The following is a 16,088-nucleotide window of genomic DNA, read 5'->3' as shown; positions in this document are numbered from 1 at the left end:
GCCCTTGACGCAGACCGGGACAAGGCAACTTGAAGGGGACCCGTTGATGTCATCCGCACCCATTCATGTCCAGCGGACGGTGACAGCCGAAGCCGAGCGCAGCGCCGCCTCCTCGTGCGACGGCGGACCGGCCCGTGGTGACGCAGGCAGCCCGCCGTCCTGGCAGCAGAGCCCTCGCCAGTTGCAGCAGGGTGCCCTGCTGGCGCAACTGCGATCAGCGTCGACGCCCGCAGCCGAGACCCAGGCGGTGCACTCGGCAAGCGGTGACTCGACACGCGGGGGGCTGCCGGAGGGGCTGCGCCGCGGCATCGAGTCGCTGTCGGGCATCGACATGTCCGGTGTGCGCGTCCATCGCAACTCCAGCAAGCCCGCGGCGCTGCAGGCCCATGCCTTTGCACAGGGCCAGGACATCCACCTCGGTCCGGGCCAGGAAACGCATCTGCCGCACGAGGCCTGGCATGTGGTGCAGCAGGCACAGGGGCGGGTGCGGCCAACGGTGCAGATGAAGGGCGGCGTTCCGGTCAACGACGACAGCGGCCTGGAGCGAGAGGCCGACGTGATGGGCGCGAGGGCCCTGCAGATGAAGGTCATGCCTGATGGCGGCCCGCATGCTGCCGGATCGACCGAAGGCTGGTCCGGAGGGCCTGTCAGGCAGCTTCGCACCTACAAGGCATTGAGCGACACCCAGCAGACGCAGATTGACGCGGTGGCCGACGACATCAGCCGGATGAAGGGCGAATCCTTCGAGGACAGGCTGGGCCAGGTCGCCAGCGCGCACGGGACGGCAAATGCCGTTGGCAACGCCATACTGGGCCACCTGGCCGTCGCCAACCCGGCTCACGCGCTCGCGATCAACGCCCAACTGGGACAAGCTGCGCCTGCCAAGGCGGCCTTCATCGCGGCCGGAGTCAACACGCCAGACGGTGCCAACGTCGCGGCCGCGCGGACCGAGCAATGGGCCCAGAGCAATGCCCCCGGCGGCCATGCGACCGAGCCCGTCGTCCAGGGGGGCACCGTTCGCGAGGACACCCACTACGCCACCCAGGCCCGAGCCGCCAAGGTGAATGTCCGTGGCGGAGGATCCTCGCCCGCCTCCCACATCTTCTCGGCAGCGGCCGCGGCAGCTGCCAATGTGGCCGATGCCAAGGTGCTGGCCTTCTGCCTGCTGGCGCCGCCGCGTGCCCACTCTTTCCACGAGGTCATGCTGGCCGCCCAGGACGCCGGCCTGCCCTACGTACCGGGGCCCAACGGCTACCGCCAGATTGCCCCGCTGACCCAGGCGGACCTCGGCCTGCACTTTCCGGACTTCTTCCGGAGCCCCAAGATGCTGATCCAGCTGGCGCACTGGTTCTTCAACGACAACGCCGCAGAGCGCCTGGCCGCGCAGCCGCACTTTCCTGCCGATGTCCTGGCACACATGCAGGCGATCGAGCCGAACTTCAGACGGGCGCACAGCGATGGGGCGCTGGCACCGGGCCTCGCCGCAGGCCTGGCTCGCAACCTGCTCGACGGCATTCCCGGACCAGAGCTCACGACGCTGAGCAACTTCATCACCGCCAACACCGTCAATGGCATCGCCAGCTGGGCCCTGATGCAGCTGGACCCGGCCTATCTGGCGGTCCGCAACGCAGCGGGCGCACGGATTGCCGAACTGGTGTTCGGCCACCTGTTCCACGCTGCCCACCCCTTGGCAGTCGGCACACCGTCATTCCTCTCCCGTGCGCAGGACTCGGTCAGCGAGCGCCCAGCTGGCCCGCACGTCAATGTCTTCACTGCGGGGGAGCAGCAGGCTACTGTGCTGACGACGCAGCACAATGTGGCGACCTACGGGAACCATGACCGGGGCGTCGACATGGATGCGACGCGGATGGGCATACTGAACTCAGGGATCACCCACGACGAGGCCACCGCGATCCACGAATACACCGGCAACGGCTTTGGCGGGTGGCACGCGCTGATGGGCGCTTCCAACACCACGCCGCAGCAGCAGCTGGCCCTTCTGGTCACCGACATGGCACGCACCCGATCCGTGGACGCAGCGCACGCTGCCAAGGGCGGCCTGCAGCGCCTCCCCGTCTATGGCGGCCCTGCGTTTCGAGGCACCAACGGCCACCCATTCCAGACGGTGGCGAATCGCGACGCGGCCCTGCAGATCTTCTCCGTCGGGAATGTCGTCAATTCGGAAGTTCAACTGGGCGGCGGCTTCCTGAGTGCGGCCAAGAAGGTCGGCGACTCCTTCATCCAAGCCCAGGACTACGCCTTCGTGATCGACGGCATCAAGACCGGCCACGACATCCAGCTTCTGTCCCAGCACGGGAATGAGCGCGAGATCCTGTTCGAGCCAGCGGCCCGCTTCGTGGTCACCCGCGTCGAGGACAGGCTGACGCCGACCCCCGTCGGCCCGCCCAACCCCGCACACGCCTACAACGGCGGCAATCTCTGGATCTACCTGCACGAGATCGGCAGCCAGAAAAGCGCACCGGAACGCGCCGCGCGGGACCATGACTTCACGACGGCCTACGAGCGCGAGCGGGAGGGTCGTCGCCTTGTCGACAAGCCGATGTACGACGCCGCAGAAATGGCGTTCGACAACGAGACAGCGCCCCTCAAGGATCCTGCGAACCGCTTTGCCAACAACTGGGCGACGGCTGGGCAAGTCGCCCAGTCGGAAATATTCGATGACTGGAGCCAGGCCGACCAGCACATGCGGGGGCGTCTGGGTCACGCCTTGACGCTGGCCGACTTCACGACCATGCATGGCTTCGCGGGCGCACACCTGACCGTCCACGCCGGCCTGCTGCGCGGTGCCGGGCAGGACGTGCTGGCCTCAGGCGGTCTCGATCAGCATGGTGCGATCGCCCCTGGCCAGCACTTCTCGGCGCTGAGCGATGCAGAGTTCGATGAGTACAGCCGCAATCCCGCGGTCCGGTTGCTCCATGCCCACGACATTGGACTTCCGATTCCGCCGCACCTGGCAGGCAAGACCATGCTCGCGCAAATCCATTACACGCCTGGCGCTGAGGTTGCCGCCGGCATGCAGAGCTTTCTGACGTGGTACACACCCAAGTTCACCTCGATCGCTGCCATCGGTGATGCCAACCGGCGCCGCGACCAGGCCATCAAGTTCGCTGCCAACGCACAGAAGAAATTCGTCTCCCTGCATCCGTTTCATGACGGGAACGGCCGGATGAGCCGGCTGGTCATGGACCACGCCTTGGGTTCCTTCCAGATCGCGCCGGCCCTGCTCGCCGACACCAATGCCGACACCACCACGCCAGACGCCCAATGGGAGACTGCGGTCGACCAGGGCGTCCAGGCCACTGAAACCCTCCATCGGGATTACATGGGATGAGCCAGACACCGACCGAAGCACCGTCCCTCGACGAGCTGCGCGAGCTGATGCGGCGGGACTGGCGCTCGCTCTTCCCTTGGCGACACACGCTGGGCGTCCACATCCACACCGTGCTGAGGGAGTGGCCGGAGGCTGTCTTCATCGAAGCCTATGCGGCCTTCGGCCTCGCCCGGGAGGTGCCGCCCTCGGTGGCCGGGCGGCTGTTCCGGGACTTCTACCTCGAGGCGCCGCCGTCACCGGCGCAGCCTGCGGTCGCCATGGACATCGCCATCGGCTGGCTCCGGCGCGCAGACCCAGCGCCATTGCGAGCACTGCTCCAGGTCCGGAACGCGGCCATGGACCGGGATGAGCTGCTCCAGGCCTGGTATGACGTCAGCACCCTGTGCGGCAGGGTGGCGACGGTGCCCGCGCTCAGCGACGGCACGCACGCCTGGCATGCGGGGCTTGAGCCGAATCCGATCCTGGTCGCCGGGGGGGCTCCCATTCACTGCATCAACGCGGCCGAGGTAGGCGCAGCCCTGCTGGCCCAGCTCGAGGGTCCACTCGACCTGGCCAGCCACGGCGTCGCTGTGAAGCAGTCATGGCAGGCCCTGGCCGCCGGCCGACTCCCCGATGCGGCCGTGGACCCGACCGCCGCCCTGCTGGGCCACCACACCGACCAGGCGGTGGCGACAGCGCAGGGACGGCTGCGCCTGGCTCCCGGCGAGGCGCCGACGGCCGCGGCAGCCCTGGCCGCCGCCTGTCAGATCATGGATGAAGCGGACAAGCGCCAGCAGCACCTCCTCGCCGGACTTCGCTCGCCTTCACGGCCCCGTCGGCGCCTGTCTTTCCAGCTGCTGCGCACTGCAGGGCTGATGGACCCTGCTGGCCAGAGCCATTACGACGACCAGATGCCCTGGCCTCTCACACCCTGAAGACCCCCACCTGCCGCACCAGCTCGTCCGCCTGAGACTGCAGGCTGCTGGCCGCCGCGGCCATCTGCTCGACCAGGGCCGCATTCTGCTGCGTGGCCTGGTCCATGTGATGCACGGCCTCACCCACCTGCGTGACGCCGTTGGCCTGCTCGGCGCTGGCGGCGGAGATCTCGGCCACGATGTCACTGACGCGCTGGATGGCCCCCACGACCTCGCCCATGGTGCCGCCGGCCTGGTCGACCAGGGCCGTGCCCTTCTCCACCCGCTCCATGCTGGCGCCGATCAGCGCCTTGATCTCGCGGGCCGCTTCGGCGCTGCGCTGGGCCAGGTTGCGCACTTCCCCCGCCACCACCGCGAAGCCGCGCCCCTGCTCGCCGGCACGGGCAGCTTCGACCGCCGCATTCAGGGCGAGGATATTGGTCTGGAAGGCAATGCCGTCAATGACGCCGATGATGTCCCCGATCTTGCGCGAGGCCTCGTGGATGCCGCGCATGGTGTCCACCACCTCGCCCACCACGACGCCACCGTCGCGAGCCACCTCGGAGGCCTGCTGCGCCAGCTGCTTGGCCTGGTGGGCGTTGTCGGCGTTGTGCCGCACGGTGGAGCCCAATTCCTCCATGCTGGAGGCGGTTTCCTCCAGGGAGGCGGCCTGCTGCTCGGTGCGGGCCGAGAGGTCATGGTTGCCCGAGGCGATTTCCTTGGAGGCATTGGCCACCGACTCCGCTCCGCCGCGCACCTGCCCGACCAGGGTGGCGAGCTTGGCCTGCATGCGCTCCAGGGACTCCAGCAGGGCACCCAGCTCATCCTGCGCATGTGCGCCCACGGCGCCTGTCAGGTCGCCATCGGCAATGCTCTCGGCCAGGGCCGAGGCCCTGCGAAGCGGCGTGATGATGGCCGCCAGCAGCCGCAGGGCCACGATCAGGCCCACCACGATGCCCAGCGCCAACACGCTCCAGTTCAAGGTCACCGCACGGTTCAGGGCGGCCTGGAGTTGACCGCTGTCCGCGATCTGCAACTGCACGAGGCCGCCTGCCAGCTGCCCCACTGCCGCCTGATGGGTCTCAGGACTGCCACCTTGCGACGACATGGCAGCGTCCAACAACTGCCGTTCCTCGCGGGCATCGACCAGGCTCTTGAGCTTGCTCACCGGCTCCGCGTCCAGCGCAGGCGGGCTTGACTTCGTCGCCACAGCCAGCCTCACCTGCGTCTCCCAGGCCTGCGCCAAAGAGAGGCGGAAGGCGCGGGCGTCCAGCCGGCTGTTGTAGAACTGGATCTGGCTCAGCTGATACTGCCCGACCAGGGCCACCAAGGCCAGCAGGCCCAGCATCACGCCAAAGCCTGATGTCAGCCTTTTCTTGAGCGTCCACTGCATCACGAACTCCCGCCCGGTCCCAGTCCGGGGTCTGCACCAAGGCTATCAAGTCCGGCTGCCCGTGCAAGCCGCCACGGGTGCCGCGTTGCCAAACCGCCTCAGCCAGGTCGGCGGCCGTGAATGTTTCGCGCCTTTTCGGTAGGTCATTTCGGCATTCCTCGCAGCCGAAATCCGCTTTTGACCGATAGGCGTCCTGGGCTGACGCGCGCCACACTGCGGATCTCGCTGCCGTCGCCTCAAGCGGAGCCCCCATGCGTGCCCATGTCCCGCGATCTGCCCTTCGTGCATCCCTTGCCACGCCCCTGCTGGCGCTGCTGGCCTTCTTGCAGGGCTGTGCAAGCGTGGTGCCGGCGCCGGCAAGCCCGCCTCGGCCCGCAGCGCCGTCCCTGCCGGCCATGGAGTCCATCGACCGCAGCGAGGGCGGCGGGCTGGGTGGCCGTGCGGCTTCCGTGCCGGACTGGACCGAGCGCATCACCCAGATCGCGAGACAGGAATGGACGCTGTGGGGCCAGGTGCGCTGGAAGCTGCAGAGCGACGAGCTGGAGCGCCCGCGCGGGCAGACCAGCCCCACCGAGGCCGAGCCTGCCTTCACCAGCCGGGTGATGCACTACTGGTTCGCCATCGGGCAGGCGGAGGGCCAGCAAGGGCTGCTCTACCCGGACGGTTCCCTGCTGCCCTGGTCCGCCGCCTTCATCTCCTACCTCGCCAAGACCACTGGCCTGAGCGCGCAGCAGTTCCCGCCCAGCGCCGCGCACTGGAGCTACATACGCGCAAGCCTCGAACAGCCCCGGCGCAGCAGCTTCGAGATGCTGGACGCCAGCTCGGAACGCCCGCGCCTCGGAGACCTGATCTGCGCGCCTCGCGACGCCGCCGTCCAGCGCTTCGCCAGCTTTGCGCAGCTGCAGCGCCTGACACGCCAGGAACGCGAACGCCTGTGGCCCTTCCACTGCGACCTGGTGGTCGAGGTGCAGGCCGACCGCGTCGGCGCCATTGGCGGCAATGTGCACGAGCGGGTGGTCTGGACCGATGCCGCCCTCGATGCCCAGGGCCATCTCCTGGCGCAGCCGCAACGCCCCTGGCTGCTGCTGCTGAGGCGATCCGACCCTGCGGGCGCCGGCATGGCGCGCGCGCGACCCTGAGGTGGACGCATGGACGAAGACTTGCAGGCGGCCCCCTCTGGGGCTCATCTGGGCGCCCTGCTCATGCGCTGGCGCAGCCTGGTGGGCATCGCCTCTGGCATCAGTGTGATTGTGGGTGCGGTGATTTCGGTGGGCCAGTTCCGCGAGTTCGTGGACAACTCGGTCAAGGGCGATATGTCGCGCCGGCTGGCTGCACTGAGCCACGTGAAAGAGTTCTTCGCCGAGGATGCCCGCATGGCACGCAGGGCCCACCGCTTCCTGGCCACCCACTGGCTGCAGATCAAGCCGCACCTGCAGGAGAAGATCCGCGAGGCCGGCAGCGGCGAGGCCTTCTACCTCTCGGAGGAGATGGCCGACTATGCTGCCGTTCACTACCACTATGAGCAGCTCGGCGCTCTGGTGAAGCTGGGCTACATCGAGTTCCCCCTGGTCTACGAGATCATCGCCTTCCCGGACGACTACATGGACCGCATCGACCCGCTGCGTCAGGCCCTGGCCGCCCACTGGAAGGGTCCGGAAAAGCCGCTGAACGACCTGGGGGCCAACATCCAGTGGCTGCGTGCCTGCTATGAGTACAGCCGGCGGCTGCCGCCAGGCAAGGAGCCGACCTGCCCGGGGTGACGGCCCTGCGAGGCTCACCAGCCGTCGACCCAGGCTCCCGCCAGCCCCTCTTCAACCCAAGTGCAAGGTGTCCCATGTCCCGTGATGTTTCGCGCCAAAGCCCCGCCGCCGGGTCCCGTCAGACACGGCAGACGCCCGCTGCCCACGGCACGGCCTCGTCGCACGCCCTGGCGGCCCGCAAGCCGCCCCTGGGCTCCGGCAGCCCTCGACAGCTGGAGCAGAGCCGGCAAATGACCCAGCTGCGGGAGGCAGCGCCCACCCCGCCGTCCCCGTCGTCCCCGCCGGGTGCGCAAGGGCTGCCGCCGGGCTTGCGAACAGGCATCGAGGCGCTGTCCGGGCTCGACATGTCCGGCGTTCGCGTCCATCGCAATTCGAGCCGTCCGGCGGCGCTGCAGGCCCATGCCTTCGCGCAGGGGCAGGACATCCACCTGGCCCCCTCGCAAGACCAGCACCTGCCCCACGAAGCCTGGCACGTGGTGCAGCAGGCGCAGGGACGGGTGCAGCAGACCCTGCAGCATCAGGGTGTCTCCATCAATGACGAGGCCCCGCTGGAGCGCGAGGCCGATGTGATGGGCGCCCGGGCCGCCGCCATGGCAGCAGGGGTCACAACCCAGGCAGGCCCCCCTTTGCAGGCGCAGTCTGCCCTCACGCCAGCCAGACGCGATGCACCGGTTCAACGACTGCGCATAGGCCAGTTTGACAGCGAGAGGCCCGAACATCGCGAGTACATCCTCGAGTATCTGGACTCCCTCGGCATCGACGGCCTGCTGAGAATCGCCAATGCCCTGCACGTGGAGCAAGGCGTCACGGCAAACTACTACATCCAGTTCATCCAGGGCCGCCTTTCACAGCTGAAGCTGAAGGAGGCCACCGACTACGACAGCATCAATGTCTCCATCCTGATCTCCATTGATGGCGTTCCCTTCTACAGCACGCGGACCTACAAGGCAGGAGACGGCGGGAGCGCTGTCTTTTCCATGCCGCCGCAAAGCCATCAAAACCGTGAAGAGAAGGAATACATCATCTCAGCGAAGGATGCCGAGGCCCAGGCGGCCGATGAAGCCTGGCGCGAGATCAATCGCAAGTTTCCCGCGCGTCGCCACTACGGGGGCGGCGTCAACATCGTGACCTTCACCGTCATCGGCAACTACGGCCCCTGCGATGGCTGCAAGGACCGGATAGAGTTGCTTCGCTCGATGACGGCCAAGCGCATCGAGTCCGTCGTCGGCGCGCAGGGCATCCCGGTGACCGTCGAGCGTGTGTACCAGGAGGATGTGAAGCACAAGCATCGCGGCAATCGGGACCACATCCCCACCACCTACGGTCATCTCAGCGACGCCAGGGTGCCCATCTTCGGCTTCACCCACACCGGCCCCTTGCCTGAGCCGACGCTGGACATGTCCAAGCCCCTGGACGAGGCCTTCAGCTACGGTGGCAACACGCAGTCCTACCCCATGAGCAGCTACACCTTGCCCAAGGCGCCCGAATGGCCTCCCAGCCAGGCCCCGAGGCACGACAGGTTCCACAGGGGGAGCTCCGACGACCTGGACATGTGGTGAGCCCTGACCACAGCTGCGTTGGACGCCTGTCGCCGGAGTGCCCTTGAGGACGGCGGGGCGCGGGAAGCGGGCAGCAGCCTGTACCGCTGCCGGGCCTGATACAGCGCCGACGCAGCCGCACTCGCTTGTGCCTTGGCCTGACCACGTCCCGGTCCTAGTCTTGAGGCCCGCTTTGTGCATCGCCACCATGACCGACCTGCTTCCCCTGATGAGCTACTGCCTGCTGATGTCCGGCACGCCCGGCCCCAACAACGTCATGCTCACCACCTCCGGCGCCAACTTTGGCTACCGGGCCACGCTGCCTCAGATCCTGGGCATCCTGCTGGGCGGCTTTGTGCTGACCCTGGCCTGCTGCCTCGGCCTGGGACAGCTGTTCCTCGCCTGGCCGGTGGCACAGCAGGTGCTGCGCATCGGCGGAGCCCTGTATCTGCTGTTTCTGGCCTGGCGGCTCAGCGGCGCCACCATGGCGCAGGCGCGGGCGCTGCCCCGGCCGCTGGGCTTCACGCACGGAGCGCTATTCCAGTTCATCAATCCCAAGAACTGGCTCAAGGCTGTGACTCTGGCCTCGGTCTTCATGCCCTCTGGACTGCCGCCGCTGCAGGCGGCGCTGCTGGTAGCATTGCTCAGCAGCCTGATGGGCTTCCCCGCCATCTCGATGTGGGCATTGTTTGGCGTGGCCATCCGCCGTCTGCTGGAGAAGCCCGCGGTGCATCGCGGCTTCAATCTGTGCATGGCGGCCGCATTGGCTGCGCTTGCCCTGAACTTTCTCCGCTAAGCTCGCCGCGTGATCCCGCTTGACCGCCACGCCACCCAGCCCCTGGCCGACCAGATCGAGACCGGCCTGGCCGGCCTGATCGAACGCCGCCAATTGCCGCCCGGCGCCCGCCTGCCGTCCATCCGCGCCCTGGCCACCCAGCTGGCCGTGAGCCCCAACACCGTGGTGCTGGCCTACGACCGCCTGGCCTCGGCAGGGCGCATCGAGTCGCGCGGCACGGCCGGCTACTTCGTCTGCGAGCCACCGGCCATGGAACGCGACGAGGCCTGGCTGGAAGCCGGCGAAGCGCAGGAAGGCGTCTGGCTCGCCCAGCAGGCCAATGACCAGCGCCCTGGCGTGCTGCTGGCCAGCAGCGGCGCCCTGCCGCCGGCCTGGCTGGAAGACGCAGTCCCCGCGGCCGCCGTGCAGCGCGGCTTGGCACGAAGCAGCGCCGGCATGGCCTCGCGCTGCCCGCCGCAGGGACTGCCCGAGCTGCGCGAGCGCATCGCCCTGCTTCTGCGTGGCCAAGGGCTGGCGGTGGACGCCGGCCGGCTCATGACCTGCTACGGCGGCACCCATGCCATCGACCTGATCTGCCGCAGCTTTCTGCGCGCCGGGGACACCGTGCTGGTCGAGGATCCGGGCTACTTCCTCATGTTTGACCGGCTGCGCCAGGAGGGCGTTCAGGCCATCGCCATCCGCCGCCGGCCTGATGGCCTGGACCTGGACCAGATGGAAGCTGCCTGCCGTGAACACCGCCCACGCCTGCTCTTCCTGCAGCCGGCCCTGCACAGTCCCACGGGATGGAGCAGCAGCCCCGCCAATCTCTACCGCCTGCTGGTGCTGGCGCGCCAGCATGGCCTGCTGATCGCCGAGGACGATGTCCACGGGCATTTCCACCCCGGCCACCCCAGCCGTCTTGCCGCGCTGGCTGGGCTGGAGGGCGTGATCTACTACTCCAGCTTCTGCAAGGTGCTGAGTCCGGCCCTGCGCATGGGCTATGTCGCCGCGGAGCCCGCCCTGCTCAAACCCCTGCTGCGGGCCAAGATCTGCTCCGTGCTCAGCAGCGCCGCGCTGAACGAGTACGTGCTGCTGGAAGTACTGATGGCCGGACGCCTGCGCAAGCACCTGGACCGCCTGCAGCGCCGCCTCCAGCAGGCCCGCCTTCAGTGCAGCCGGCAGTTGGAGCAGGCCGGCATGCAGCTGGACCATCCAGCCGAGGGAGGCCTCTTCCTGTGGGCCTCCGTGCCCGAGGGGGTGGATGTGGACGAGCTGGTGCAGGACGCCTGGCGCAACAAGATCCTGCTGGTGCCAGGCGCCACCTTCTCGGCGCTGAGAACGCCGGACCCGCACATCCGCTTCAACGTGGCCTTCAGCCAGCAGACACGGCTGGGCGATTACCTGCGCAGCCGCCTCGGAGCCCTCAGCGGTGTGCAGGCGCTGCTGCAGCGCGCGGCGCAGCGCCCTTGAACTGCGACGGGCATCAGCCCTTCAGGACGTCAGGCAAGACCTGACCATTTTCCGCCAGCCACTGCTCCAGATGCGGCAGCAGCGGGCCCAGGCGTTCGTCCACCGCCGCACGGACCGTGTCCACCAGGACCTGGGTCTGGCGCTCGATCTCGATGTGCAGGGCCGCGCCCACGCCCTTCTCGCCGAAAGTGGTCATGCGCAGGGTCTCGGGGATGAGCCAGACCTCGAACCAGCCCGAGCCATCGCGCTCGCGCCCGGCCTCGGCCACGGTGAGGCTGGCACCGTTCACCGCGATATAGCCCTTGGCGAAGATGTAGCGCATCCAGGGCGCAGGCACGCCGATGCGGAGCACATGGTTGTTCTCGGGTTGCCGGATGGATTGCACCGTGGCCATGAAGTCCACATGGCCGGAGAGCGGATGGCCGCCGATCTCGGCGCCGTCCCTGGCCGCCCTCTCCACATTGATGCGGCTGCCGACCTGCAAGGCGCCCAGCGTGGTGAGATTCAGGCTCTGCTGCATGACGTCGAAGTCCGCACGGTCACCCGCATGCAATGCAACGACGGTGAGACAGACGCCATCCGAGGCCACGCTGGCCCCAATCTCCAGGCCCTGGCAGAAGCCGGGCGGGAACTGCAGGGTGAAGCTGCGCAGACCGGGACGGTCGCTGAGGGCGGCCACCTGGGCCACGCCTTGAACAATGCCTGTGAACATGGCGGACGCTCGAAATGCCACCACCGCCCGCAGGCGGTGGTGAGGTGTCATGACGGATCAAGAGGCGCTGAGCTTACCAGCTGACCTCGCGGTCCGGCGTGGCGCCGATCTTGTGGATGGAGAGATCGGCGCCCTCGAATTCCTCTTCCTGGCTCAGGCGCAGGCCGACGAAGCGCTTGAGCAGGCCATACACCACGAAGCCCCCGGCCAGGGCCCAGGCCACGCCCAGCAGCGTGCCCAGCAGTTGAGACCAGAAGCTCACGCCGCCGATACCGCCCCCCGCCTGGGTGCCGAAGATGCCGCAGGCAATGCCGCCCCAGGCACCGCACAGGCCATGCAGAGGCCAGACGCCCAGCACGTCATCGATCTTCCAGCGGTTCTGGGTCAGGGTGAACATCTTCACGAAGATGAAGCCGGCCACGCCGCCGGTGACCAGGGCGCCATGCGGGTGCATGACGTCCGAGCCCGCGCACACGGCCACCAGGCCGGCCAGGGGTCCGTTGTAGGCGAAGCCGGGGTCGTTGCGGCCCATCAGCACGGCCACCAGGGTGCCGCCCACCATGGCCATCAGGGAGTTGACGGCAACCAGCCCGGAGATCTTGTCCAGGGTCTGGGCACTCATCACGTTGAAGCCGAACCAGCCCACCGCCAGCACCCAGGCGCCCAGCGCCAGGAAGGGAATGCTGGAGGGCGGGTGCGCGCTGATGGCGCCGTCCTTGCGGTAGCGGTTCATACGCGGACCCAGCAGCAGCACGGCCGCCAAGCCAATCCAGCCGCCTACGGCGTGCACGACCACGGAACCGGCGAAGTCATGGAACTCTGCGCCGAAGTGCGCCTTCAGCCAGGCCTGCACGCCCAGGCCCTGGTTCCACGCCACGCCCTCAAAGGCCGGGTAGACCAGGCCCACGATGACGGCCGTGGCCATCAGTTGAGGACCGAAGCGCGCACGCTCGGCGATGCCGCCGGAGACGATGGCGGGAATCGCCGCCGCGAAGGTCAGCAGGAAGAAGAACTTGACCAGCTCATAGCCGTTCTTTGCAGCCAGGGCCTCCGCGCCGGTAAAGAAATGCACCCCATAGGCCACCGTGTAGCCCAGCAGGAAGTAGGCGACGGTGGACACGGCGAAGTCCACCAGGATCTTGACCAGGGCATTGACCTGGTTCTTCTTTCGCACTGTGCCCAGTTCCAGGAAGGCAAAGCCTGCGTGCATGGCCAGCACCATGATGGCGCCGAGCAGGATGAAAAGCGCGTCAGCGCTTTGCTTGATGGACTCCATGGGCCTCCTTGGGGCGAAACGAATGCATTCAGAGGAGCAGGACCGCACCAGCGCGGCCCGTCGCGCACCAGCATCGCAAGAACAGTGCCCAGCTTGGGGCATGGTTTGCGGGCCACGCGAGCACCATTCGAGTGCAACACCTCCCTTGCAGTGCCCCAGCTTGGCGCACGTTCGTGCGGCGCGCACCAAGTCCGGCCATGGTTCAGCCTTGCTTCAGCCGTGCTGCAAGGCCTCGAACTGCTCCGGCTTGAAGCCCAGGCTCAGGCGGCCGTCACCCCAGTCCACCAACGGGCGCTTGATCACGCTGGGCTGGGCCCGCATCAATGCGGCGGCGGCGGCGGCGTCCACCACAGCCGCCCGCACGGCCTCGTCCAGCTTGCGCCAGGTGGTGCCGCTGCGGTTGAGCAGGAGCTCCCAGCCCAGGGCGGCCTGCCACTGCGGCAGCAGGGCCTCAGGCACACCAGCCTTCTTGTAGTCGTGGAATTCGTAGGACAGCCCCTGCGCGTCCAGCCAGTTGCGGGCCTTCTTGACGGTGTCGCAGTTGGCAATGCCGTAAACCTTGATCATCTGATCCTCTCTTGAACGTATGGCGAGTCCGGGCCGTCTGCAGGGCTGCGGCTACCATGCGCCCATGATCCCTTGGCTGGCCCCCGATTCCCTGGATTTTCCCCCGGTCTCGCAGGCCCTGGGCCCGAGTTCCGAAGCACCGGGCCTGCTCGCCGCTGGCGGCGACCTCTCCTGCGAGCGCCTCAAGGCTGCCTACGCCCAGGGCATCTTCCCCTGGTACGGCCGCGGCCAGCCCATCCTGTGGTGGAGTCCGGACCCACGCATGGTGCTGCAGACCCGGCACTTCAAGCTTTCCCGTTCCCTGCGCAAGACCCTGCAGCGCTTCCGCCAGACACCCGGCTGCGAGATCCGGGTGGACAGCGCCACGGCCGAGGTCCTGCGCGCCTGCGCCAGCAGCCCGCGCGAGGGCCAGAGCGGCACCTGGATACTCCCCGAGATGCAGGCCGCCTACCTGACCCTGGCTCGCGAGGGTGTGGTGCACAGCATCGAGACCTGGATGGACGGCGAGTTGGCGGGCGGGCTCTATGGCGTGAACATCGGCCGCATGTTCTTCGGCGAGTCCATGTTCATGCGCCGGACCGATGCCTCCAAGATCGCCCTGGCCGCCCTGGTCTGCCTATGCCGGCGGCATGACATCCCCTGGATCGACTGCCAGCAGAACACCCGCCACCTGGCCTCCCTGGGCGCCTTCGAGGTGCCCCGTGAGGCCTTCGAGGCCCATCTCCGGGCCAAGGTCGTTGAAGAGCCGCCTCTCGATTGGACCTATCATGCAGGCCTCTGGGACCTGCTGGATCTGCCGGCTCTGCCAGCTGCTCAGGACTCCCCCTCACCCCAACCGACTGACCCTTAGCCCCTGCCGCCACCGTGACGCATCCCAAGGAACTTCCGCTGGCCGAGCTGCAGTTCTATGCGACGGCGCCTTACCCCTGCAGCTACCTACCGCAGCGCCTGGCGCGCTCGCAGGTGGCCACACCCAGCCATCTCATCCACGCGGACGCCTACTCCGGCCTCGTGGAAGCCGGTTTCCGCCGCAGCGGCATGTTCACCTACCGGCCCTTTTGCGAGGGCTGCCAGGCCTGCGTACCCATGCGCATCCCGGTGGCGGACTTCAAGCCCTCGCGCAGCCAGCGCCGCGCCTGGCAGCAGCACCAGGGCCTGCAGGCCCGCGTGATGCGCCTGGGCTTCTCCGAAGAGCATTACCAGCTCTACCTGCGCTACCAGGCCGGCCGCCACAGCGGCGGCGGCATGGATCACGACAGCGTGGACCAGTACACCCAGTTCCTGCTTCAATCCCGCATCAACTCCCGCCTGGTGGAGTTCCGCGAGCCCCGGCCGGATGGCAGCGCGGTGCTCAAGATGGTGTCCATCCTGGACATCCTCACCGACGGCCTTTCCGCGGTCTACACCTTCTACGAGCCCGAGCCCGGGACCAGCTACGGCAGCTACAACGTGCTGTGGCAGATCGAGCAGGCGCGGCAGTTGCAGCTGTCCCACCTCTACCTCGGCTACTGGATCGCCGAAAGCCCCAAGATGGCCTACAAGGCGAGGTTCCTGCCGCATGAGTTGCTGGAGCAGGGGAAGTGGAAGCGGGTGGAGCGATAGCCTCCCGCAGCATGCGCAGCCCCCACCGGGCCACACGACAGGAGCCACACCCATGACAGCCTGGGCTCAGATGTGCCACCTCGCGCTCATTGCCTTGGTTTGGACTGCAGGCGCGTCGGCGGCATGGGCCCAAGCCATGCCCGAGGGCAGCGACGGCCTGCGCGCCGGCCCGCTCTTCGACGAACTGGCGCGCCTGGACAGTCTCTTGTTCGAGGCCTCCTTCGTGAGCTGTGATGCCGCCAAGGCCAACGCCCTCTTCGCCGAGGACGTCGAGTTCTATCACGACAAGGACGGCCTCTCCACGGGCGAACAGGTGCGCGAGAACACCCGCCGGCTCACTACCGCCTGCCCGGCCAGGCAAGGTGTGGTCCGGACCCTGATACCTGGCACGCTGCGGGTGTACCCGATCCAGGGCTATGGCGCCATGCAGGTCGGCGCCCACCGTTTCGATGAGCGGGGCGCGCCCACGAGCACCGTGGCGCAGTTCGTCAGCCTCTGGCGCCAGCAGGATGGACAGTGGCGCCTGGCGCGGGTGGTGAGCTTTGATCATCGGACCGTGCCCGCCCGGCCCTAGGCGGGCGACGGCCCTGCGAGCTCCGGAAGCAGAGGGGCGGGTCGTTTTGACCAGCGCCTGCCCGGACCACGTGATGCCGGACCGTGCTGATCGTCATGCGCAGACGCTTTCCCGAGGATGCCGATAGGCGCGACGTTGCGCGTCTCACCAGGCGAGCCGTCGCGAGTCGACGGCCC

At 68.0% G+C, this 16,088-nt stretch carries 14 protein-coding genes; 10 read left to right on the top strand and 4 right to left on the bottom strand.

The features are described from left to right. Window positions 1-46 precede the first annotated feature (46 nt). Together ACS5PK_RS01840 and ACS5PK_RS01835 are read left to right on the top strand one after the other, a co-directional pair. Window positions 47-3,352, top strand: a complete 3,306-nt coding sequence (locus tag ACS5PK_RS01840; protein ID WP_439438567.1) for an eCIS core domain-containing protein — start codon at window positions 47-49, stop codon at window positions 3,350-3,352. Further along, complete coding sequence (locus ACS5PK_RS01835; RefSeq protein ID WP_439438566.1) at window positions 3,349-4,266, top strand: hypothetical protein; 918 nt, start codon at window positions 3,349-3,351, stop codon at window positions 4,264-4,266. Before ACS5PK_RS01840 ends, ACS5PK_RS01835 begins: the two co-directional genes overlap by 4 nt. Here ACS5PK_RS01835 and ACS5PK_RS01830 read toward each other — a convergent pair. Then, on the bottom strand, window positions 4,256-5,638 hold the full coding sequence (locus ACS5PK_RS01830; protein ID WP_439438565.1) for a methyl-accepting chemotaxis protein: 1,383 nt from the start codon (window positions 5,636-5,638) through the stop codon (window positions 4,256-4,258). The two genes, ACS5PK_RS01835 and ACS5PK_RS01830, sit on opposite strands and share 11 nt — an antisense overlap. A 251-nt stretch (window positions 5,639-5,889) precedes the next feature. Here ACS5PK_RS01830 and ACS5PK_RS01825 point away from each other — a divergent pair, with 251 nt between their 5' ends. The 5 genes from ACS5PK_RS01825 (at window position 5,890) to ACS5PK_RS01805 (ending at window position 11,181) form a co-directional block, all read left to right on the top strand. Beyond that, the gene (locus ACS5PK_RS01825) at window positions 5,890-6,777 is read left to right on the top strand and encodes a DUF2272 domain-containing protein (protein ID WP_439438564.1); all 888 of its coding nucleotides are present in this window, start codon (window positions 5,890-5,892) and stop codon (window positions 6,775-6,777) included. 9 nt (window positions 6,778-6,786) lie between these two features. Next, window positions 6,787-7,398, top strand: a complete 612-nt coding sequence (locus ACS5PK_RS01820; RefSeq protein ID WP_439438563.1) for a hypothetical protein — start codon at window positions 6,787-6,789, stop codon at window positions 7,396-7,398. Window positions 7,399-7,472: 74 nt separating this feature from the next. Then, window positions 7,473-8,957, top strand: coding sequence for an eCIS core domain-containing protein (locus ACS5PK_RS01815; protein ID WP_439438562.1), 1,485 nt, complete (start codon window positions 7,473-7,475; stop codon window positions 8,955-8,957). A 187-nt stretch (window positions 8,958-9,144) separates the two neighbouring features. After that, window positions 9,145-9,732: a LysE family translocator gene (locus ACS5PK_RS01810; RefSeq protein WP_439438561.1), complete on the top strand. Its 588-nt coding sequence runs from the start codon at window positions 9,145-9,147 to the stop codon at window positions 9,730-9,732. 9 nt (window positions 9,733-9,741) lie between these two features. Next, a complete protein-coding gene (locus ACS5PK_RS01805; RefSeq protein ID WP_439438560.1) occupies window positions 9,742-11,181 on the top strand; it encodes a PLP-dependent aminotransferase family protein in 1,440 nt (479 codons plus the stop codon). A 13-nt stretch (window positions 11,182-11,194) separates the two neighbouring features. Here the strand turns inward: ACS5PK_RS01805 and ACS5PK_RS01800 are convergent, their stop codons facing one another. The 3 genes from ACS5PK_RS01800 to ACS5PK_RS01790 form a co-directional block, all read right to left on the bottom strand. Then, window positions 11,195-11,893 carry a riboflavin synthase subunit alpha gene (locus ACS5PK_RS01800; RefSeq protein ID WP_439438559.1) on the bottom strand — a complete coding sequence of 233 codons (699 nt, stop codon included), beginning with the start codon at window positions 11,891-11,893 and terminating at the stop codon, window positions 11,195-11,197. A 73-nt stretch (window positions 11,894-11,966) separates the two neighbouring features. Next, entirely contained in the window at window positions 11,967-13,169 is a 1,203-nt protein-coding gene (locus tag ACS5PK_RS01795) for an ammonium transporter (protein WP_439438558.1), read from the bottom strand. Between the two features lie 213 nt (window positions 13,170-13,382). Continuing rightward, window positions 13,383-13,736, bottom strand: a complete 354-nt coding sequence (locus ACS5PK_RS01790) for an ArsC family reductase (protein ID WP_439438557.1) — start codon at window positions 13,734-13,736, stop codon at window positions 13,383-13,385. Between the two features lie 64 nt (window positions 13,737-13,800). Between ACS5PK_RS01790 and aat the strand changes: the two genes are divergently transcribed. The 3 genes from aat to ACS5PK_RS01775 are packed head-to-tail and all read left to right on the top strand — an operon-like array spanning window position 13,801 to window position 15,912. Then, window positions 13,801-14,586 carry a leucyl/phenylalanyl-tRNA--protein transferase gene (aat, locus tag ACS5PK_RS01785; RefSeq protein ID WP_439438556.1) on the top strand — a complete coding sequence of 262 codons (786 nt, stop codon included), beginning with the start codon at window positions 13,801-13,803 and terminating at the stop codon, window positions 14,584-14,586. A 14-nt stretch (window positions 14,587-14,600) separates the two neighbouring features. Further along, window positions 14,601-15,338 carry an arginyltransferase gene (locus tag ACS5PK_RS01780; protein ID WP_439438555.1) on the top strand — a complete coding sequence of 246 codons (738 nt, stop codon included), beginning with the start codon at window positions 14,601-14,603 and terminating at the stop codon, window positions 15,336-15,338. 52 nt (window positions 15,339-15,390) lie between these two features. Continuing rightward, complete coding sequence (locus tag ACS5PK_RS01775; RefSeq protein ID WP_439438554.1) at window positions 15,391-15,912, top strand: nuclear transport factor 2 family protein; 522 nt, start codon at window positions 15,391-15,393, stop codon at window positions 15,910-15,912. Window positions 15,913-16,088 lie beyond the last annotated feature (176 nt).

This window comes from Roseateles sp. DB2 (assembly GCF_051857535.1).
Classification (GTDB): Bacteria; Pseudomonadota; Gammaproteobacteria; order Burkholderiales; family Burkholderiaceae_C; genus Roseateles_B.
Note: the sequence above shows the minus strand (reverse complement) of the source record. Positions and strands in the feature narration are given on the sequence as shown.